A 14,718-nucleotide genomic window follows, 5' to 3' on the forward strand; every position below is an offset into this window, starting at 1 on the left:
GGTCGCATCCATGGCACAGGCACAAGCACACTCCGGCCAACAGCATCCGATCAGGCTCTACCTCGTCGTCTGGGGATTGCTGTTCGTCCTCAGCACCTTCTCCTATCTCGTCGATTATCTCGGTATCCAGGGCTATCCCCGCTGGACGCTCATCATCGTGTTCATGATGCTAAAGGCCGGACTGATCGTTGCCATTTTCATGCACATGGCCTGGGAACGGCTGGCGCTCGTCTACGCGATATTGCTGCCGCCGCTGCTCGTCCTCGTCTTCGTGGCGATGATGGCGTCGGAGTCGCACTACACGATCTTCACCCGGCTTGCCTTCCTCGGCGGGGCCGGTCCCTGAGTCGGCCGTTGCAGGGCTACATGATCTTCTCGTTCGGATAGACGCCCGATAGGGCGGACTGGCGAACGAACCCGCCGACGTCATGGCCGGTCACCTCGACATTGCACCATGTACCATCACATGAGCGGACGGCGACCCGGACGCGCGCCGCGAGCTTTGCAACGGCATTCGCCGAGGCGCGCGGTGTAGCGCGGATCGGCACCGGCGAGGCCATCCAGGGGCCGATCAGCGCAGTACGGTGGCTGGATAGCAGCGCGCGATGCATGCAGCCGGAGATGCCATCGGCGGATGTCATTTGGCTGGAGAGCACGATGCCGAGCAAGCAGCCGGCAGCCAGCCCAGCCGGTGTGCTGCACGGTATCGACGGCGTGCCATGGCCTAGTTGCAGGATGCCATGCGCTTCAGGGCAGCGGTCACCCCGTTCAGCGAATAAGTATAGGTGGTCGCCGTGCCGCGCTGGGAGACCGCTTCGACCGTCATGTCGCTACCGGAGCGCATGGCGCTGATGACGTCATGCTCGCGCGATTCTTCAAGCACCCAGGCGGACTTGCCCCTGGTGAACATCGTAAACGTCTTGTCGCCGATTGCGATCTTGGCCCGGGAGCCGGGCTTCAGTTCGTAGCCCATGATCGCTTGCGGCTCATATCCGGCGCCCGGCGCCCGACCGATCACGAAGTAATTGCTGCCATGATCGACGCTTGCCGGTTGCTTGCTTGTCGGCACTGTCAGCAAATAGCACACCCTCTCGCCGCCCTTGCTGTAGGAATAGACGCCCCAGTCCTCGAACTGCTTGACCATTGTCGGCTGCGCATGGGCGGCAATTGCACCGGCAAGAGTGAAGGAGAGTACGAGAGCTATTCTTTTCATGGGCATTTTCCCCGCCGAAAGTGTGAGAGACGCTGGTCTTGGAAAAGACCGGCTGGAGCGAACGCGGCGCATTCAAGTCGGCGAGGGTTACCGAGACCTTAATGGCGGGCTGGGGGTAACGAACGTGTGACCGATCGATCGCCTGATGTGAATGGACGGCCAAAACGAAAGGCCGGTCATGTCTTCCATGGCCGGCCCGCAGGCCTAAGGCTCCTCTTCGCCTGATGTTCCGGATGTCAGTTGCCTGTCTGCCGCACCGTCTTCTGAGCGATCGCCTTGGCAAGATCGTCACGCTCCTCGCAGCCGTTCGGGCAAAGCGTCGTCAGTCGTGCGAGCTGGTCGTTCGCCTTGGCCATGTCGCCGGTCTCGACGTAGAGTTCGCCCAGATATTCGCGGGCGGCCTTGTGGTCGGGCTCGAGCTCCAGCGCCTTGGTGTAATAGGTCAGCGAGGTCCGGTAGTCTCCGGTCTTGCGCAGGGTAAAGCCAAGCAGATTGTAGACGTCTGCCTGCTGCGTATCCTCGGCAAGGCCGCGAAGCTCGTCCCGCGCCCCCTGATAATCCCCGGCAGCGATCTTGGCGCGCACCGACGTCAAATCTGGCGCGTTGGTGGATTCGATATTGTCGATGGCGAAGGCCGGAACGGCTTGGATCGCGGGAAGGGCAGCGGTTGCCGCGATCAAGGCGATCGTGCCTGCCAGAACATGTCTCTTCATGATCGTTTCTCCTTCAGTTTCTCATGCCTGGATCTTGGGGGTGAAGCCGTAGACGTTGCCGTCCTTGACGAAGGTGCCGGAGCCCGGGAACGGAAAATGCGAGCCGCAGATCGCGATCTTGTCTGCGATGACGCGGTCGATCAGCTTGCGGCGCGTCTCGATCGCCATCGGCCCGTCCTGGTCGTATGCGCCCTGCCATTCCGGATGCGGGGCGAGCAAGGCCGGCACGTACATGATGTCGGCCGACACCATCAGCTGTTCGTTTCCGCCGTCGACGAGATAGACGGAGTGGCCGGGCGTATGTCCCGGCGCTGATATCATGCGGATGCCGGGCGCTACCTCGGCGCCGTCCTCGACGAGTTTCCAGTTCTGCCATTTCGGGAAAACATTGGCGATGCGCTGGCCGGCGGCCTTACGGCTTTCCGCAAGCTTTTCGACTCGGCCAGACTCCGTCCACCAGCTATACTCGGCTGCGTTGACGATCAGTTCGGCATCGGGAAAGACGGCCGCATTGGTGCCCTTGTCCATCAGGCCCCAGACGTGGTCCGGATGGAAATGTGAGAGCATGACCGTGTTGATCTTCCTGTAGTCGATGCCCGCCGCCGCCATGTTGGCGGGTAGGTGTGTCGCATTCGCCTGCCACTGGCCGACGCCCGATCCGGCATCCATCATGATCAGCCGGTCGCCCATCTTGAGGACGACGACGGTGAGGGGGATCGGCATGAAACCGGTCGGCAGGCCGGCCTTGGCAAGCGCCTCCTTGGTGTCTTCGATTGAGGCGTTCTTGATGAAGCCTGGGTCGTGCGGCTTTCGCCAGATACCGTCATAGATGGCGGTGACCTCGACCGATCCGACCCTATATCTGTAGAAGCCGACGCTCGGCTCGTCGGGCGTTTCGGCAAAGACGGGTGAAACGAATTCCAGTTTCGAGGCAAGGCCGAAGGCGGCGCCTGCGGCGGCGGTGCCGAGAACGGTACGGCGTGTCATGGTGAACATCGCAAGTCTCCTCTTGTCGGGTGCTATGATGCAGCGGCAACCCGACAATGGGTGCCGCCGCTGCCAGACAAGATCGAGGCCGGCCGGCAGTTATTCCCGGCATGCCGGGCAATCTTCCTAAGCCGATGAAACCGATGAGAGATTTTTCGCGACGGCATCCAGAACCCTTCCCGTGAACGCCTTTCCTCGAAAAAAAATCGCGCCGGGACGGAATAAAATGACGGTCAGGGCGATCTATCTTGCGGAAGGCATAAGGGCGATCCGATGCGGTCGGCCGAACCCGGGGAAGACGATGACAGAGGCTGAGATCGCGGATTTCCTTTCATTCGAATGCCAGCGCACGCCATTAGGTGCCGATCGGGCGATTGCCGGTACCGGGCGGATGGCGGCTCGCCTTCTGAAAGCCCTCTCCGCCATGATCGGCATGTCGTTGGCGATGACGCGGCCGCTGCTCGACCCGCAAGCGGCCACGATGAGGACGCCTGCCGCATCGGCCGAAACGATGCAACGCTTCCAGAAGGCCATCCTTCCGCAGCTGGACGACGCCTACAATTTCGCCCGCTTCCTCAGTCGCGATCCCGATGCTGCTGGAGATATCGTCCAGGAAGCCTTCCTGCGCGCCTATCGGAGCTTCGAAGGCTATCGCGGCGGCGATCCGCGCGCCTGGATGTTTTCGATCGTCAGAAATTGCTACCGCGCCTGGCTACTCGACGGCCGCCGGAAGGCGCATTTCGAAGTGCCGATGGCCGAGGACGTCTCGACCGGTGAAGCGGATATCGCGACTTGCCAGATCGCGTCCGACGACGACACGCCGGAAGCGTCCGTGATCCGCAAGAGCGAGTCCGAGCGCGTACGGCGGGTCATCGGCGATCTTTCCGACCCGATGCGGGAGGTGCTGGTGCTGCGGGAACTCGAGAGCCTGTCCTATCGGCAGATCGCCGAAATCATCGACGCGCCGATCGGCACCGTCATGTCCAGGCTCGCGCGGGCACGGGAGGAGTTCGGCAAAGCCTGGCTGGCCCTGGAAAAGAGCGGGGTGGCGCCATGAGCGATGAAAGCCATAGAGCCTGTCCCGAATGGAGCGACATGCTGCACGGTTTCGTCGACGGTGAGCTCGATTCGGTCCATTCGGCGCAATTCGAGGCGCATCTTGCCGGTTGCGCCTCCTGCAGCGCCGCGCTGGCAAGGGTGACTGCCATGCGGAAGGTCATCGGTGGAAACGGGGTCAAATGGCGCGCGCCGGAAGAAGTGCGTTCTCGGGTCCTAAGTAGCCTGTCCCTCGCGACTGCCGCCTCCGTGGATCCGGAGAAGGCGGCTGCGGCCGAAAACGGCATCTGGCCGCGGATCTTCGCGTTCATCCGGCAATGGAGCCTTGTGCCGTCGCTTGCTGCGCTGGCCGCAAGTCTCTTCCTGTTCGTCAATCTGCCGCGTGGGATAGATATCCAAGATCAGATCGTCGCCAGCCATGTCCGCTCGCTGCTTGCCGATCACCTGGCTGATGTGCAGACCTCGGATCGACACACCGTCAAGCCCTGGTTCAACGGCAAGATCGACTTCTCTCCGCCAGTCGTCGATCTCGCGGCCCAGGGGTTTCCCCTGATCGGGGGCAGGGTCGACTACGTTGGCGGACGGGTCGTCGCGGCTCTGATCTATCGGCTCCGCGGACACGTGATTAATCTCTTTATATGGCCGGGTACGTCGACGGCACCGGGCAGCGCGGAACGCGAGGGATACAATATTAGTCGATGGTCGAGCGGCGGACTGGTGTTCTGGGCGATAACCGATGCCAGCGCCGAAGATCTTGCCGCATTCCGCAAGAATTTTATAGCGCAGGCCGGCTTGGCGCCCGAGGAAGAGCGTCCTTGAAACGAAAGCGCCGGCGGGAACAATCCGGCCGGCGCGATAACATGATGCTTCCTTGCAGGTCTCAGGCCGAAAGCTTGGCCAGAACCTCTTCGTCGACTTCGAAATTCGAGTAGACGTTCTGGACATCGTCATCGTCTTCCAGGCTGTCGATCAGCTTCAGCAGCGACTGGGCACGTTCTTCGTCGACGGGCACGTTGTTCTGGGCGCGCCAGACGGCCTTGACGGTTTCGGCTTCGCCGAGCGAGGTCTCGAGGGCCTTGGCGACTTCGCCAAGAGACTCAAAGGCGCAGGTGATGTAGTGGCCTTCTCCGTCGGTCTCGACGTCGTCGGCGCCGGCTTCGATCGCCGCTTCCATCATCTTGTCGGCATCGCCAGCGGACAGCTTGTAGGTGATCTCGCCAACGTGGTCGAAGGAGAAGGATACCGAGCCCGTTTCGCCAAGTGCGCCGCCGGCCTTCGTAAAGATCGAGCGGACGTTGGAGGCAGTGCGGTTGCGGTTGTCGGTCAGGGCTTCGACGATGATCGCCGTGCCGCCCGGGCCGTAACCTTCGTAACGGACTTCATCGTAGTTCTCGGCGTCGGCGCCAGCAGCCTTCTTGATGGCGCGGTCGATGTTATCCTTCGGCATGGACTGCGCCTTGGCGTTCTGGATTGCCAGACGCAGGCGGGCGTTCATCGCAGGGTCGGGCAGACCGGCCTTGGCCGCAACCGTGATTTCACGTGCGAGCTTGGAGAACATTTTCGATCGCACGGCATCCTGACGGCCCTTGCGATGCATGATGTTTTTAAACTGTGAATGGCCAGCCATGGCACCCCTGTTCACGTCGTATTGTTAGGAATGGGCCGCCTTATAAGAGCGAAATTGGCCGCATTCAAGGGAAAACGGCTCTGTCGCGCCGGTCGCCCGTGTATCCGGAATGGCGGAACAAACCCCAGGAAGTTGACGTTTCACCCACGGACCCTCGAAATGGAAGGAAGTGCTATGGCTAGTTTCAACGAGGCGCGAGAACACCCGGCACGCCAGCTCTGGGACCAGGTGAACGACATTCATGCCGGTATGCTCGGCGTGGACGGGGCCGACATGCACATGCAGCCGATGGCGCCGAACGCCGATCCGAAGACCAACACGATCTGGTTCTATACGAAATCCGATGCGGCGATCGTACGTGCGATCAAGCCGGGGACTCGGGCGCATTTCTGCGTGGTCGGCAAGGATCACGACTACCATGCCTGCCTTGCCGGCAAGATCGAGGTGCGGCCCGACCAGTCAAAGGTAGACGAGTATTGGAACTCGCTCGTCGCCGCCTGGTATGACGACGGCAAGAAGGATCCGAAGCTCACGATGCTCGCCATGCATGTCGACGACGCCGAGATCTGGGTTTCGACAGGCAATAAGCTGAAGTTCGGCTGGGAGATCGCCAAGGCCAACCTCGACGATGACAAGATGCCCGATGTCGGCATCAGGCAGCACTTGCAGTTCGCCTGAGGAGAATAGGCCCGGTGCAGTCCGGGTCTTTTACTGCATGCCCTTCGCGACATAGATCAGCGGCTTTTTCGGCAAGGCGCGCAGCGAGACGGAGATCGTGTTCGTCGGCGCGTAGCTGATGTCGAAATCGGGTCCGAACATCGACAGGAAGCTTTGCAGTGGGCGCGGCTGATGCATCGGCAGGATCAGCGAGGCGCGCAGGCGCTTGATGACGCGGCTCATGCTGTCGGAACCCATCGTCAGCCCACCATCCACCGGCACCATCACGACATCCAGCCGGCCGATGTCCGTGTAGTGGGCCTCCGTCAGTTCGTAATGCAGATGGCCGAGATGACCGATGCAGAGACCGGCAACCTCGAAGATGAAGATCGAGTTCCCATCTTCCTGCGGCGCGCCGAAGCCGCCCCTGATATCGGTTGTGACGTTGCGGATGTAGGTGTCTCCGACCACGAGGTTGATCTTGGCCTTTTCGCCCGGGACGTCGCTCCATCCATGCAGTACATATTTGATGGCCGGGTCGGTCACCAGAGTATAGTGCGAGGAATGGGCGCGGTTCATGGTGACGACCATTGGCGCCTGTGGCGGCGAGTACCAGCCGCTGTAATCGGTCGCGATCGTTACGCCGCCTGGCGTTTCAATGAGGAAGGTGGAGTGCCCGATGTAGGTCAGCGCAACCGATTGGTCGGTGGCGCCGGCACCGATGATCGGTGACGGGCCTGTGAAGCTGGCAAAGGTCGCTTGCGGGATCGATTGGGCGATGGCCTGGCACTGGCTGACGTTTCGCTGTTCCTCCTGAGCGGCGGCGGCTTCCGCGGCAACCAGGACCATCAGGCAGGCGATTGCGAAAACAAGAAAACGCGGCTTCATGCCACTTCCTCCAGCGCTCTCACGGATAGGCTCGGGAGGATGCGGCAAGGCGCAGCAGCGGTCCAGTTGAAATCCGGAGTCGCTTCTCACGTTTGCGTCATGGCGGGAAAGGCTCTAGCGCCAGAACTCCGGAATAGTCTCGGCAAGCCGGGGACCGAGACGCAGCGGAGCGATCTTTTCAGCCAGGCCGGTCGCATCGGAGATCTCAACGCCGACACCGCAGATGGTGGCAGGGCCGGTCGCTGCTTCCATGCGGCCCTTCGGCATCTTGGAGATGAACCGGTTCAGCGGCTCCTCCTTATCCATGCCGAGCGAGGAGTCGTAGTCGCCGCACATGCCGGCATCCGACATGTAGGCGGTACCACCGTTCAGGATCTGGTGGTCGGCGGTCGGCACATGTGTGTGGGTGCCGACGACGAAGCTGGCGCGGCCGTCGACGAAATGACCGAAGCACTGCTTCTCGCTTGTCGCTTCGGCATGGAAGTCGAAGATGATCGCATCGGCCTGTTCCTTGAGCGGGCAGGCATCGAGGATCGCTTCTGCAGACTTGAAGGGATCGTCGAGTTCGGGATGCATGAAGACGCGACCCATGACATTTGCGACCAGCACGCGTGCACCGTTGCGGGCGTAGAACAGCCCCGAGCCGCGGCCTGGCGTGCCCTGCGGATAGTTGGCCGGTCGCAGGAACTGGTCGTGACGCCCGGCAAATGCGACCGCTTCCTTCTGATCCCAGACGTGGTTGCCCGTCGTGACGACATCGGCGCCGGCGTTTATCGTCTCGAGGAAGATATCCTCGGTGATGCCAAAACCGCCGGCGGCGTTCTCGCCGTTGACGACGACGAAATCGAGCTTCAGGTCAGAAATGAGGCCGGGGAGGCGGTTCCAGACGGCGGCGCGTCCGGTCTTACCCACCATGTCACCCAGAAAAAGCAGTCGCATTGCTATCCAATCCAAGAGGCAAAAAAGCGCAGCCCGCTTTCCGTCAGAAGGGCGTCCAGGCTGACATCGTGCGGCTCGTCGGGCACATGTGCCACTTCCTGGCAGTCGAATGCAATGCCGATCAGCTTGGGATGCAGGCCTTTTTGCCGCAAACGGTCGATGGCGCGGTCATAATAGCCGGCACCGTAACCGATGCGGTGGCCGCGATTGTCGAAGGCGGAGAGGGGAACCAGCATGATTTCGGGATCGAGCACGGCGGCGTCCGCCGGCGGTCCCGAGGTGCCGAAGCCTGTGCTGACCAAAGGGACACCGGGCACGAGTTCGCGAAACACGATTGTCTGCTTGTCGAGGATGGCGGGCACGCAAAGCCGTGCTCCGCGCGCCTGGAACCGCGCCAGAAGCGGCCGGATGTCGGCCTCCGAGCGGATCGGCAGGAAGCCGGAAACAACGGTGCCGGGATCGAACGCGACGGCCTCGCCGGCATGCTCGGCCATGGCCAGGCTCATCTCGATGCGGGTGGCTTCCGGGATGGCGTCGCGCAGAGCGAGCCGGCCGGCACGCATTTCGGCTTTCAATTCTTTCGGGGTCATACGGTCCATCGCGCTGTTTTCAGCAGACGATAAAGGTCTTGCTGATCATTTCAACGGGACAATGCGACCTTTGACCACCCACCGGAGCCAACCAGGTCAAATCGTGATGCTGGCCGGTACGGTTGAGGCGTCGGCCTGTGCCTCAAACGCATAGGCGTTCGCGCCTAGTGCCTGCTGACCAGTCCTTGCGCGCAGTTCGCGCATGGCCTTGTCCATCAACTGCCGGACCTCCTGCAGGACGGCCTTGAACTCTTCCATCGTCTTGCGATCCTCGGCGGAGATGCCTACGGACGCCTGCTGTCCGTCTTCGACGATGCTCTTGTAGGCGTTGCGCGCAGCCGTTGCGCCGTCGGGTTCGTCTGCCTCGGTTGCGCTCGTGTCGGTGCTATCCGAAGACGTCGTTGCATCTGCGGCGGATGCGTGAGCTGTGGCGTCTGCCGAGGCTGCTCCGGTATCTTCAGTTGCGACAGAGGCATCGGCTGTGGAAGCAATGTTTGTGGCGCTGGCCGCAACAGCCGAGGCAAATTCCGCAGCAGCGGCGCTGATCTTGTGAGCGAGTTCGGCAGCAAGCCGGGCGACGACCTCCGGCGGGTAGCCGCCGCTCTTCAGCATTTCGAGTTGCTGCTTGGCTTCCTCAAGCTTGCGCGCCGCTCTGGCCTTCGCCGCTTCGGCCGAGGTGGCCATGCTCTCGCGCAGGCTTTCCTGTGCCTTTGCCGCATTCTGCAATATCTTCAGGCGCGTGCTGGTGCTGTCGGCCGATATATTGAGATTGTCGGCGGAATAGGTGTTGCGCAGGATGTTGAGCGCTGATGCGGAACCGACTTGCATACTATCCTCCGGATTGCACTATCCGGTGCAGTCTGCAACTTCAGGCTTGAGTGGGCCTGTGCCACCTATGCAAGCGTAGCGAGCGCATGGATCGTTTCATTGAACAGCGGCATGCCGCCCGGCGACCAACCGAGAGCACGGATCTTCGCCGTGTCCATCGGCGTAAGCTGCGCCTTGTCGGCGGGAAGCGGGAGCCTGTTCACACAATCGCGCTCCCAGCGAATGTGTTCCAGGATGTCCCAGGTATCCAGCGTGACATCGGAGACGTTGAAGGTCTCGCCGGAGATACGCGCGGCGTCCGCTTCCAGCATGAGCCGTACGGCCTTGCCGACGTCTCTTCCGTGGACCTCGGTTCCGGCGCGTGATGGCAGGTGGCGGCCGGCTAGGTAATCTTCGATCAGTCTGTCCCATTTGTTCGGTCGGAGGTCGCCATAGACGCCGGTCAATCGGAGGCTGGCCGTTGTGAAGACGGGCGCCGCGAGGTGTGCGAGACTGCGCTCGGCATCAAGCTTGACCTGGCCGTAGAGGGTCTCGGGCTTGTCGGGCATGCCCTCTTTCAGTGTGGTTCCCGGTGCGTGCTCGCCGTAGGCGGCGCGGCTGGAAATGAAAACGCAGCGGCGCGTGCCGGCGCGTTTGGCTGCTTCGAAAAGCCGGACGCTGCCGTCGAGGTTGAAGCGCTTGAACGTCTCCGGGTCGTCGCCCTCGCCGCCGCGGTATTTGCCGGGCAGGTGGTGGAAGGCGGCGTGCACGAAGAAATAGGCGTCCTCGAAGGCTTCGATATGATCGTGCGCCGGATCGAGCGAGAGCGGGGCGAACTCGACCGGTCTCGAAAAGAAGCGGGGCAGGGGAGCGTGGCGGCCGCCGATGATCACGGTATAGCCGGCGGCGAGCAGTTCTTCGACGATATAGCGCCCGACGAGACCTGTTCCCCCCGATACCAATACCTTCATGCTGCCTCTTCCGGGTTCGCCATGGTCGATAGATCCGGCAGGTCATCGCCGGCATAGAATGCATGCCAAAGGTCGATCAGCGGCCGCAGTTTATCGACCTTCGGATGATTCGTCTCCCACGGCTTCTCATACTGGTAGTGCAGGACGGAAATGCTGTGCCAATCCCAAAGCTGGGGCATGGTAAACCAGACATATTGGAGCATGTTGAAATAGATCGGCAGGCCGTGCCAATCCGGGAAAAATTCCTGCAGGAAGGTCTGGTCCGTCCGCTTCCAGAACACTCCCGGCTGATCCAGTCGCTCCAGCATGCGTTGGAATGTGTCTTCAGACGGTTGCGCGACGAAGACGCCGGAGTTCAGCCGCTGGAAGTCCTCGAGGGATTCATAGACGTTCGGGGCGGCCGAAAACTCGGGATAGCGGAAGAGCTTGTCGATGTTGTGCAACACGATCGCATCGGCATCGATGAAGACGCAACTGGTGTATTCGGTCAGCTGCCAGAGGCGCAGCTTGCAGAAATTGTCGAGCGGCGAGTGAAACGCCGGCTTGCGTCCTTTCCTGAAGGGAGCCGCGGCGTGCAGATTGGATCGAGCATGACGCTCATTGAACTCGGCTGACAGCGGCAGATGCTCGACCGGCACCAGGCGGCAGTCGAGCTTTAGGAGTGGGTCGAGGCTGGCTTGGTCAACGCCCGCGGTATGGAGGACGACGATGACCGCTGGGGTAGCGGTTCGGCGCAAGGATGTTGCAAGCGCCTTGGCACCCTTGGCGTAATCGTCGTTGGTGACGAGAGTGACATAGGCGTGCTGGGGCTCACTCATGAAACGGACTTCAGCCTCTTGCCTTCCGGATCATGGTTGATCGTGGCGGCAATGTCCTTCGTCCAAGCGGAAACGGCAGGCACGCGCGACCGGTCAACGCGATAGGCAAATTTCTTGGCGACATCGACGATCTCGCTCAGAAGGCCTGCCTGGAGGGTGATCGGATCGAGGCCGAGATGGCGAAATTTCTCGTTCTTGACGATGAGTTCATTTTCCGGTGCTTCCTTGCGCGGGTTCGGTAGCCAGGCAATTTCGGCGCCGCTCATCTTTGCGATCATTTCCGCGAGATCGCGCACGCGATGCGTTTCGGTCATCTGGTTGAAGATTTCGACACGGGCTCCGCGGGCAGGCGGGTTGTTCAAGGCAAGCTCGATGCAGCGTACCGAGTCCTGGATATGGATGAAGGCGCGGGTTTGGCCACCGGTGCCATGGACGGTCAGGGGATAGCCGATCGCCGCCTGGATGAGGAAGCGGTTCAGCACGGTGCCGTAGTCGCCGTCATAGTCGAAGCGATTGACGAGTTGAGGGTGCCGGCGTGTCTGCTCGGTATGCGTTCCCCAAACGATTCCCTGGTGCAGGTCGGTTATGCGCAGGCGGTCGTTCTTGGCGTAGAAATGGAAAAGCAACTGATCCAGGCATTTGGTCATGTGATAGATCGAGCTGGGATTGGACGGATAGAGGATTTCCTGGCTGACGGTCTCGCCGCTCGCCGTCTCGATGCCAACGGGCAGATACCCCTCGGGGATCGCCGCCCCGACCGTCGAATAGCCGTAGACGCCCATCGTGCCGAGGTGGATGAGATGTGCGTCGAGCTGGAGTTCGACAAGCGCATTCAGGAGGTTGTGGGTGGCGTTAACGTTGTTGTTGACGGTGTAGTTCTTGTGGCGGTCGCTCTTCATCGAGTAGGGGGCGGCACGCTGCTCGGCAAAGTGAATGACGGCATCCGGACGGTTCTCGGCGAGCCACTTCTTCAGGAGCTCGTAGTCCTTGGCGAGGTCGATCAGGTTGAAATGAATGCGCCGGCCAGTTTCGGCGTGCCAGATGCGCGTGCGCTCCTGGATCGAGTCCATCGGGGTCAGCGACTGGACCCCGAGTTCGGTGTCGATCCACCGCCGCGAAAGATTGTCGAGGATATGGATCTCATGCCCCGCGTCCGAAAGATGCAATGATGTCGGCCAGCCGATGAATCCGTCCCCGCCCATCACTGCAATCTTCATCGCGGTGTCTCCTGCTTGAATGTCTCTGTCAAAAATTACTTAGGAAGCGTGACAATTGTTCAATGCTTGCAAGGCGGAAAGTCTTCCGCCAAAGAGGGCGCGTGGCTTTGGAGAAAATTATGGCGGACAACGGTTTTTCGATTTCGGGTGAACTCACGGAAACGGGTCACCGGCTCCTGCAGCGGGTTTATTACGAGGACACGGATTTTTCCGGCCTCGTCTACCATGCCCGCTACCTGCACTTCCTCGAGCGCGGCCGCACAGATTACCTCCGGTGCCTCGGCGTCGAGCAACGAGAGCTTATCAATGCGGACGAGGAGGGGCTTGTCTTCGTCGTCCATCGCATGGAGATCGACTTCAAGCAGCCGGCACGGATGGATGACATCCTGACGGTGCTGACCCACACCGAAAGAGCAGGCGGCGCCAAGATGGTCCTCAATCAGGAAATCCGGCGCGGCGAAACGCTGCTGATCGCCGCCAAGGTGATTATCGCCGTCATTAACGCCAATGCGAGGCCCCGAAGACTGCCGGAGACACTTGCCGAGAAGTTTCTCGAAGGCAGCAAGCCGCTCCGCGGGCCGTGAGCCGTTGCCGCGCGCAGTGCGATCAACATCCTTTGCGTGCAGCGATTCGCCCGGGTTGATCGCGAACGCTGAAAAGACACGGGATTCCGGCCTTGCATAAACATGAGTTTTGTGTGAAGGAATTCGCGCGCTGGAAGATATGCGCTGTTGTGGTCATCGAGCTAGATCTGACCAAGTAATCCAAGGGATAAATCTTTCGCCGATAGTTTCGCTGTCATGATCCGGCGCTAACGATCTGTTAACCATAATAGTGTCTTACTCGGATTGTCAGAGTTTGTGCGGTGCACGCCTTCCTTTGACCAAATTTGACGGCAAGGAAGGCGGATAAGAGCTTGGAAGCTTGACCAGGGCTTTGGGCGGCGGCCGCCAGACACTTCTTGCGAGATCACTTTGTGCCGCCCGGTCAAGTGCCGGGCGTTTGGATTCGGGGATTTTGGATCAATGGAACAAGTAGGATTGGCAGCAGCAACGGCCGACGTCAGCCTCTGGTCGCTGTTTATGCAGGCAGGTCTCGTCGTCAAGCTGGTCATGCTCGGGCTCATCGCAGCCTCGGTCTGGACCTGGGCGATCGTCATCGACAAGTATCTGGCGTATGGTCGCGCACGGCGCCAGTTCGAGAAGTTCGAGCAGGTGTTCTGGTCGGGCCAGTCGCTGGAAGAGCTCTATCGCACGCTATCGGAGCGCAACAACACCGGCCTTGCCGCGATCTTCGTTGCGGCGATGCGCGAATGGAAGAAGTCGTTTGAGCGCGGTGCGCGCTCCCCGATCGGTCTGCAGATGCGTATCGACCGCGCCATGGACGTTACGCTGGCGCGTGAATCCGAATTTCTCTCCGCCCGTCTCGGCTCGCTGGCAACGATCGGTTCGGCCGGCCCGTTCATCGGCCTCTTCGGTACGGTCGTCGGTATCATGACCTCGTTCCAGGCAATCGCCGGCTCGAAGTCGACGAACCTCGCGGTCGTTGCTCCCGGTATCGCCGAAGCGCTGCTTGCAACCGCAATTGGCCTTGTTGCCGCTATCCCGGCCGTTATCGCCTACAACAAGTTCACTGCCGACGCCGGCAAGCTTTCGGGCCGTATGGAAGGCTTCGCGGATGAATTCTCCGCCATCCTTTCGCGCCAGATCGACGAAAAACTGCAGCCGCGCCAGGCCGCGCAGTAATCGACGGGAACGGAGTCAACGATATGGGTATGGGTGCTCCAAGCGGTGGCGGTAGCGGCGGTGGTCGCGGTGGTCGTCGTCGCGGTGGCCACAGAGGTGGTGCCATCTCCGAAATCAACGTGACGCCGCTCGTCGACGTCATGCTGGTGCTTTTGATCATCTTCATGGTGGCAGCACCGATGATGACGGTCGGCGTGCCCGTCGACTTGCCGGAAACACAGGCCAAGGCGCTGAATTCCGAAACGCAGCCGATCACGATCTCGGTGAAGAACGACGGCCAGGTGTTCCTGCAGGAAACACCGATCCCGGTCGAAGAGATTGCCGCGAAGCTCGAGGCGATCGCAACGACGGGCTACAATGAACGCATCTTCGTTCGCGGCGACGCGACCGCGCCCTATGGCGTGATCGCCGACGTCATGGCTCGCATCCAGGGTGCTGGCTACAAGAACATCGGCCTCGTGACGCAGCAGAAGAAGGACCAATAGCGAAC

The 14,718-nt window shown here is 61.0% G+C and carries 19 protein-coding genes; 7 read left to right on the top strand and 12 right to left on the bottom strand.

All coding sequences use genetic code 11. The features are described from left to right. The first annotated feature begins 10 nt into the window (after positions 1-10). Positions 11-346: a cytochrome C oxidase subunit IV family protein gene (locus AF71_RS18985; protein ID WP_018858844.1), complete on the top strand. Its 336-nt coding sequence runs from the start codon at positions 11-13 to the stop codon at positions 344-346. A gap of 16 nt (positions 347-362) precedes the next feature. Here the strand turns inward: AF71_RS18985 and AF71_RS18990 are convergent, their stop codons facing one another. From AF71_RS18990 to AF71_RS19005, 4 genes are all read right to left on the bottom strand, one after another. Beyond that, complete coding sequence (locus AF71_RS18990) at positions 363-668, bottom strand: SH3 domain-containing protein (protein ID WP_246733736.1); 306 nt, start codon at positions 666-668, stop codon at positions 363-365. A gap of 56 nt (positions 669-724) precedes the next feature. Beyond that, complete coding sequence (locus AF71_RS18995) at positions 725-1,213, bottom strand: invasion associated locus B family protein (RefSeq protein ID WP_018858842.1); 489 nt, start codon at positions 1,211-1,213, stop codon at positions 725-727. A gap of 236 nt (positions 1,214-1,449) precedes the next feature. Then, the gene (locus tag AF71_RS19000; RefSeq protein WP_018858840.1) at positions 1,450-1,926 is read right to left on the bottom strand and encodes a tetratricopeptide repeat protein; all 477 of its coding nucleotides are present in this window, start codon (positions 1,924-1,926) and stop codon (positions 1,450-1,452) included. A gap of 21 nt (positions 1,927-1,947) precedes the next feature. After that, entirely contained in the window at positions 1,948-2,922 is a 975-nt protein-coding gene (locus tag AF71_RS19005) for an MBL fold metallo-hydrolase (RefSeq protein WP_018858839.1), read from the bottom strand. Positions 2,923-3,214: 292 nt separating this feature from the next. Here AF71_RS19005 and AF71_RS19010 point away from each other — a divergent pair, with 292 nt between their 5' ends. Continuing rightward, a complete protein-coding gene (locus AF71_RS19010; protein WP_113472030.1) occupies positions 3,215-3,970 on the top strand; it encodes a sigma-70 family RNA polymerase sigma factor in 756 nt (251 codons plus the stop codon). Continuing rightward, a complete protein-coding gene (locus AF71_RS19015) occupies positions 3,967-4,788 on the top strand; it encodes an anti-sigma factor (protein WP_018858837.1) in 822 nt (273 codons plus the stop codon). Before AF71_RS19010 ends, AF71_RS19015 begins: the two co-directional genes overlap by 4 nt. Positions 4,789-4,849: 61 nt before the next feature. On the opposite strand, the gene AF71_RS19020 is transcribed toward AF71_RS19015, so the two are convergent. Then, entirely contained in the window at positions 4,850-5,596 is a 747-nt protein-coding gene (locus tag AF71_RS19020) for a YebC/PmpR family DNA-binding transcriptional regulator (RefSeq protein WP_018858836.1), read from the bottom strand. 174 nt (positions 5,597-5,770) lie between these two features. Between AF71_RS19020 and AF71_RS19025 the strand changes: the two genes are divergently transcribed. Beyond that, positions 5,771-6,274, top strand: a complete 504-nt coding sequence (locus tag AF71_RS19025) for a pyridoxamine 5'-phosphate oxidase family protein (RefSeq protein WP_018858835.1) — start codon at positions 5,771-5,773, stop codon at positions 6,272-6,274. Between the two features lie 30 nt (positions 6,275-6,304). Here the strand turns inward: AF71_RS19025 and AF71_RS19030 are convergent, their stop codons facing one another. The 7 genes from AF71_RS19030 to AF71_RS19060 all read right to left on the bottom strand — a co-directional run bounded on the left by AF71_RS19030 (position 6,305) and on the right by AF71_RS19060 (position 12,483). Then, positions 6,305-7,141: an MBL fold metallo-hydrolase gene (locus tag AF71_RS19030; protein WP_169682606.1), complete on the bottom strand. Its 837-nt coding sequence runs from the start codon at positions 7,139-7,141 to the stop codon at positions 6,305-6,307. 114 nt (positions 7,142-7,255) lie between these two features. Further along, positions 7,256-8,080, bottom strand: coding sequence for a TIGR00282 family metallophosphoesterase (locus AF71_RS19035; RefSeq protein WP_169682608.1), 825 nt, complete (start codon positions 8,078-8,080; stop codon positions 7,256-7,258). 2 nt (positions 8,081-8,082) lie between these two features. Further along, on the bottom strand, positions 8,083-8,670 hold the full coding sequence (locus AF71_RS19040) for a 5-formyltetrahydrofolate cyclo-ligase (protein WP_169682660.1): 588 nt from the start codon (positions 8,668-8,670) through the stop codon (positions 8,083-8,085). A 96-nt stretch (positions 8,671-8,766) separates the two neighbouring features. After that, entirely contained in the window at positions 8,767-9,498 is a 732-nt protein-coding gene (locus AF71_RS19045) for a hypothetical protein (RefSeq protein ID WP_169682610.1), read from the bottom strand. A 65-nt stretch (positions 9,499-9,563) separates the two neighbouring features. Beyond that, positions 9,564-10,448, bottom strand: coding sequence for an NAD(P)-dependent oxidoreductase (locus tag AF71_RS19050; protein WP_018859204.1), 885 nt, complete (start codon positions 10,446-10,448; stop codon positions 9,564-9,566). After that, a complete protein-coding gene (locus AF71_RS19055; RefSeq protein WP_169682612.1) occupies positions 10,445-11,266 on the bottom strand; it encodes a glycosyltransferase in 822 nt (273 codons plus the stop codon). Before AF71_RS19055 ends, AF71_RS19050 begins: the two co-directional genes overlap by 4 nt. Next, on the bottom strand, positions 11,263-12,483 hold the full coding sequence (locus tag AF71_RS19060; protein WP_113471092.1) for an NAD-dependent epimerase/dehydratase family protein: 1,221 nt from the start codon (positions 12,481-12,483) through the stop codon (positions 11,263-11,265). The genes AF71_RS19055 and AF71_RS19060 overlap by 4 nt, the downstream gene beginning before the upstream one ends. A 119-nt stretch (positions 12,484-12,602) precedes the next feature. Here AF71_RS19060 and ybgC point away from each other — a divergent pair, with 119 nt between their 5' ends. From ybgC to tolR, 3 genes are all read left to right on the top strand, one after another. Next, on the top strand, positions 12,603-13,067 hold the full coding sequence (ybgC, locus tag AF71_RS19065; protein WP_112646151.1) for a tol-pal system-associated acyl-CoA thioesterase: 465 nt from the start codon (positions 12,603-12,605) through the stop codon (positions 13,065-13,067). 441 nt (positions 13,068-13,508) lie between these two features. After that, positions 13,509-14,228: a protein TolQ gene (gene tolQ / locus AF71_RS19070; protein ID WP_016557208.1), complete on the top strand. Its 720-nt coding sequence runs from the start codon at positions 13,509-13,511 to the stop codon at positions 14,226-14,228. Between the two features lie 29 nt (positions 14,229-14,257). Beyond that, positions 14,258-14,713, top strand: coding sequence for a protein TolR (gene tolR, locus AF71_RS19075; RefSeq protein ID WP_025660914.1), 456 nt, complete (start codon positions 14,258-14,260; stop codon positions 14,711-14,713). Positions 14,714-14,718: the final 5 nt, after the last annotated feature.

This window comes from Rhizobium sp. 57MFTsu3.2 (genome assembly GCF_012932765.1).
GTDB lineage: Bacteria > Pseudomonadota > Alphaproteobacteria > Rhizobiales > Rhizobiaceae > Rhizobium > Rhizobium altiplani.

Excerpts from the sequence above, each read along its gene's own strand:
- AF71_RS18985 (WP_018858844.1), top strand. The coding sequence starts at position 11 with ATGGCACAGGCACAAGCACACTCCGGCCAACAGCATCCGATCAGGCTC.
- AF71_RS18995 (WP_018858842.1), bottom strand. The coding sequence starts at position 1,213 with ATGAAAAGAATAGCTCTCGTACTCTCCTTCACTCTTGCCGGTGCAATT.
- AF71_RS19000 (WP_018858840.1), bottom strand. The coding sequence starts at position 1,926 with ATGAAGAGACATGTTCTGGCAGGCACGATCGCCTTGATCGCGGCAACC.
- AF71_RS19005 (WP_018858839.1), bottom strand. The coding sequence starts at position 2,922 with ATGTTCACCATGACACGCCGTACCGTTCTCGGCACCGCCGCCGCAGGC.
- AF71_RS19010 (WP_113472030.1), top strand. The coding sequence starts at position 3,215 with ATGACAGAGGCTGAGATCGCGGATTTCCTTTCATTCGAATGCCAGCGC.
- AF71_RS19015 (WP_018858837.1), top strand. The coding sequence starts at position 3,967 with ATGAGCGATGAAAGCCATAGAGCCTGTCCCGAATGGAGCGACATGCTG.
- AF71_RS19020 (WP_018858836.1), bottom strand. The coding sequence starts at position 5,596 with ATGGCTGGCCATTCACAGTTTAAAAACATCATGCATCGCAAGGGCCGT.
- AF71_RS19025 (WP_018858835.1), top strand. The coding sequence starts at position 5,771 with ATGGCTAGTTTCAACGAGGCGCGAGAACACCCGGCACGCCAGCTCTGG.
- AF71_RS19030 (WP_169682606.1), bottom strand. The coding sequence starts at position 7,141 with ATGAAGCCGCGTTTTCTTGTTTTCGCAATCGCCTGCCTGATGGTCCTG.
- AF71_RS19035 (WP_169682608.1), bottom strand. The coding sequence starts at position 8,080 with ATGCGACTGCTTTTTCTGGGTGACATGGTGGGTAAGACCGGACGCGCC.
- AF71_RS19040 (WP_169682660.1), bottom strand. The coding sequence starts at position 8,670 with ATGACCCCGAAAGAATTGAAAGCCGAAATGCGTGCCGGCCGGCTCGCT.
- AF71_RS19045 (WP_169682610.1), bottom strand. The coding sequence starts at position 9,498 with ATGCAAGTCGGTTCCGCATCAGCGCTCAACATCCTGCGCAACACCTAT.
- AF71_RS19050 (WP_018859204.1), bottom strand. The coding sequence starts at position 10,448 with ATGAAGGTATTGGTATCGGGGGGAACAGGTCTCGTCGGGCGCTATATC.
- AF71_RS19055 (WP_169682612.1), bottom strand. The coding sequence starts at position 11,266 with ATGAGTGAGCCCCAGCACGCCTATGTCACTCTCGTCACCAACGACGAT.
- AF71_RS19060 (WP_113471092.1), bottom strand. The coding sequence starts at position 12,483 with ATGAAGATTGCAGTGATGGGCGGGGACGGATTCATCGGCTGGCCGACA.
- ybgC (WP_112646151.1), top strand. The coding sequence starts at position 12,603 with ATGGCGGACAACGGTTTTTCGATTTCGGGTGAACTCACGGAAACGGGT.
- tolQ (WP_016557208.1), top strand. The coding sequence starts at position 13,509 with ATGGAACAAGTAGGATTGGCAGCAGCAACGGCCGACGTCAGCCTCTGG.
- tolR (WP_025660914.1), top strand. The coding sequence starts at position 14,258 with ATGGGTGCTCCAAGCGGTGGCGGTAGCGGCGGTGGTCGCGGTGGTCGT.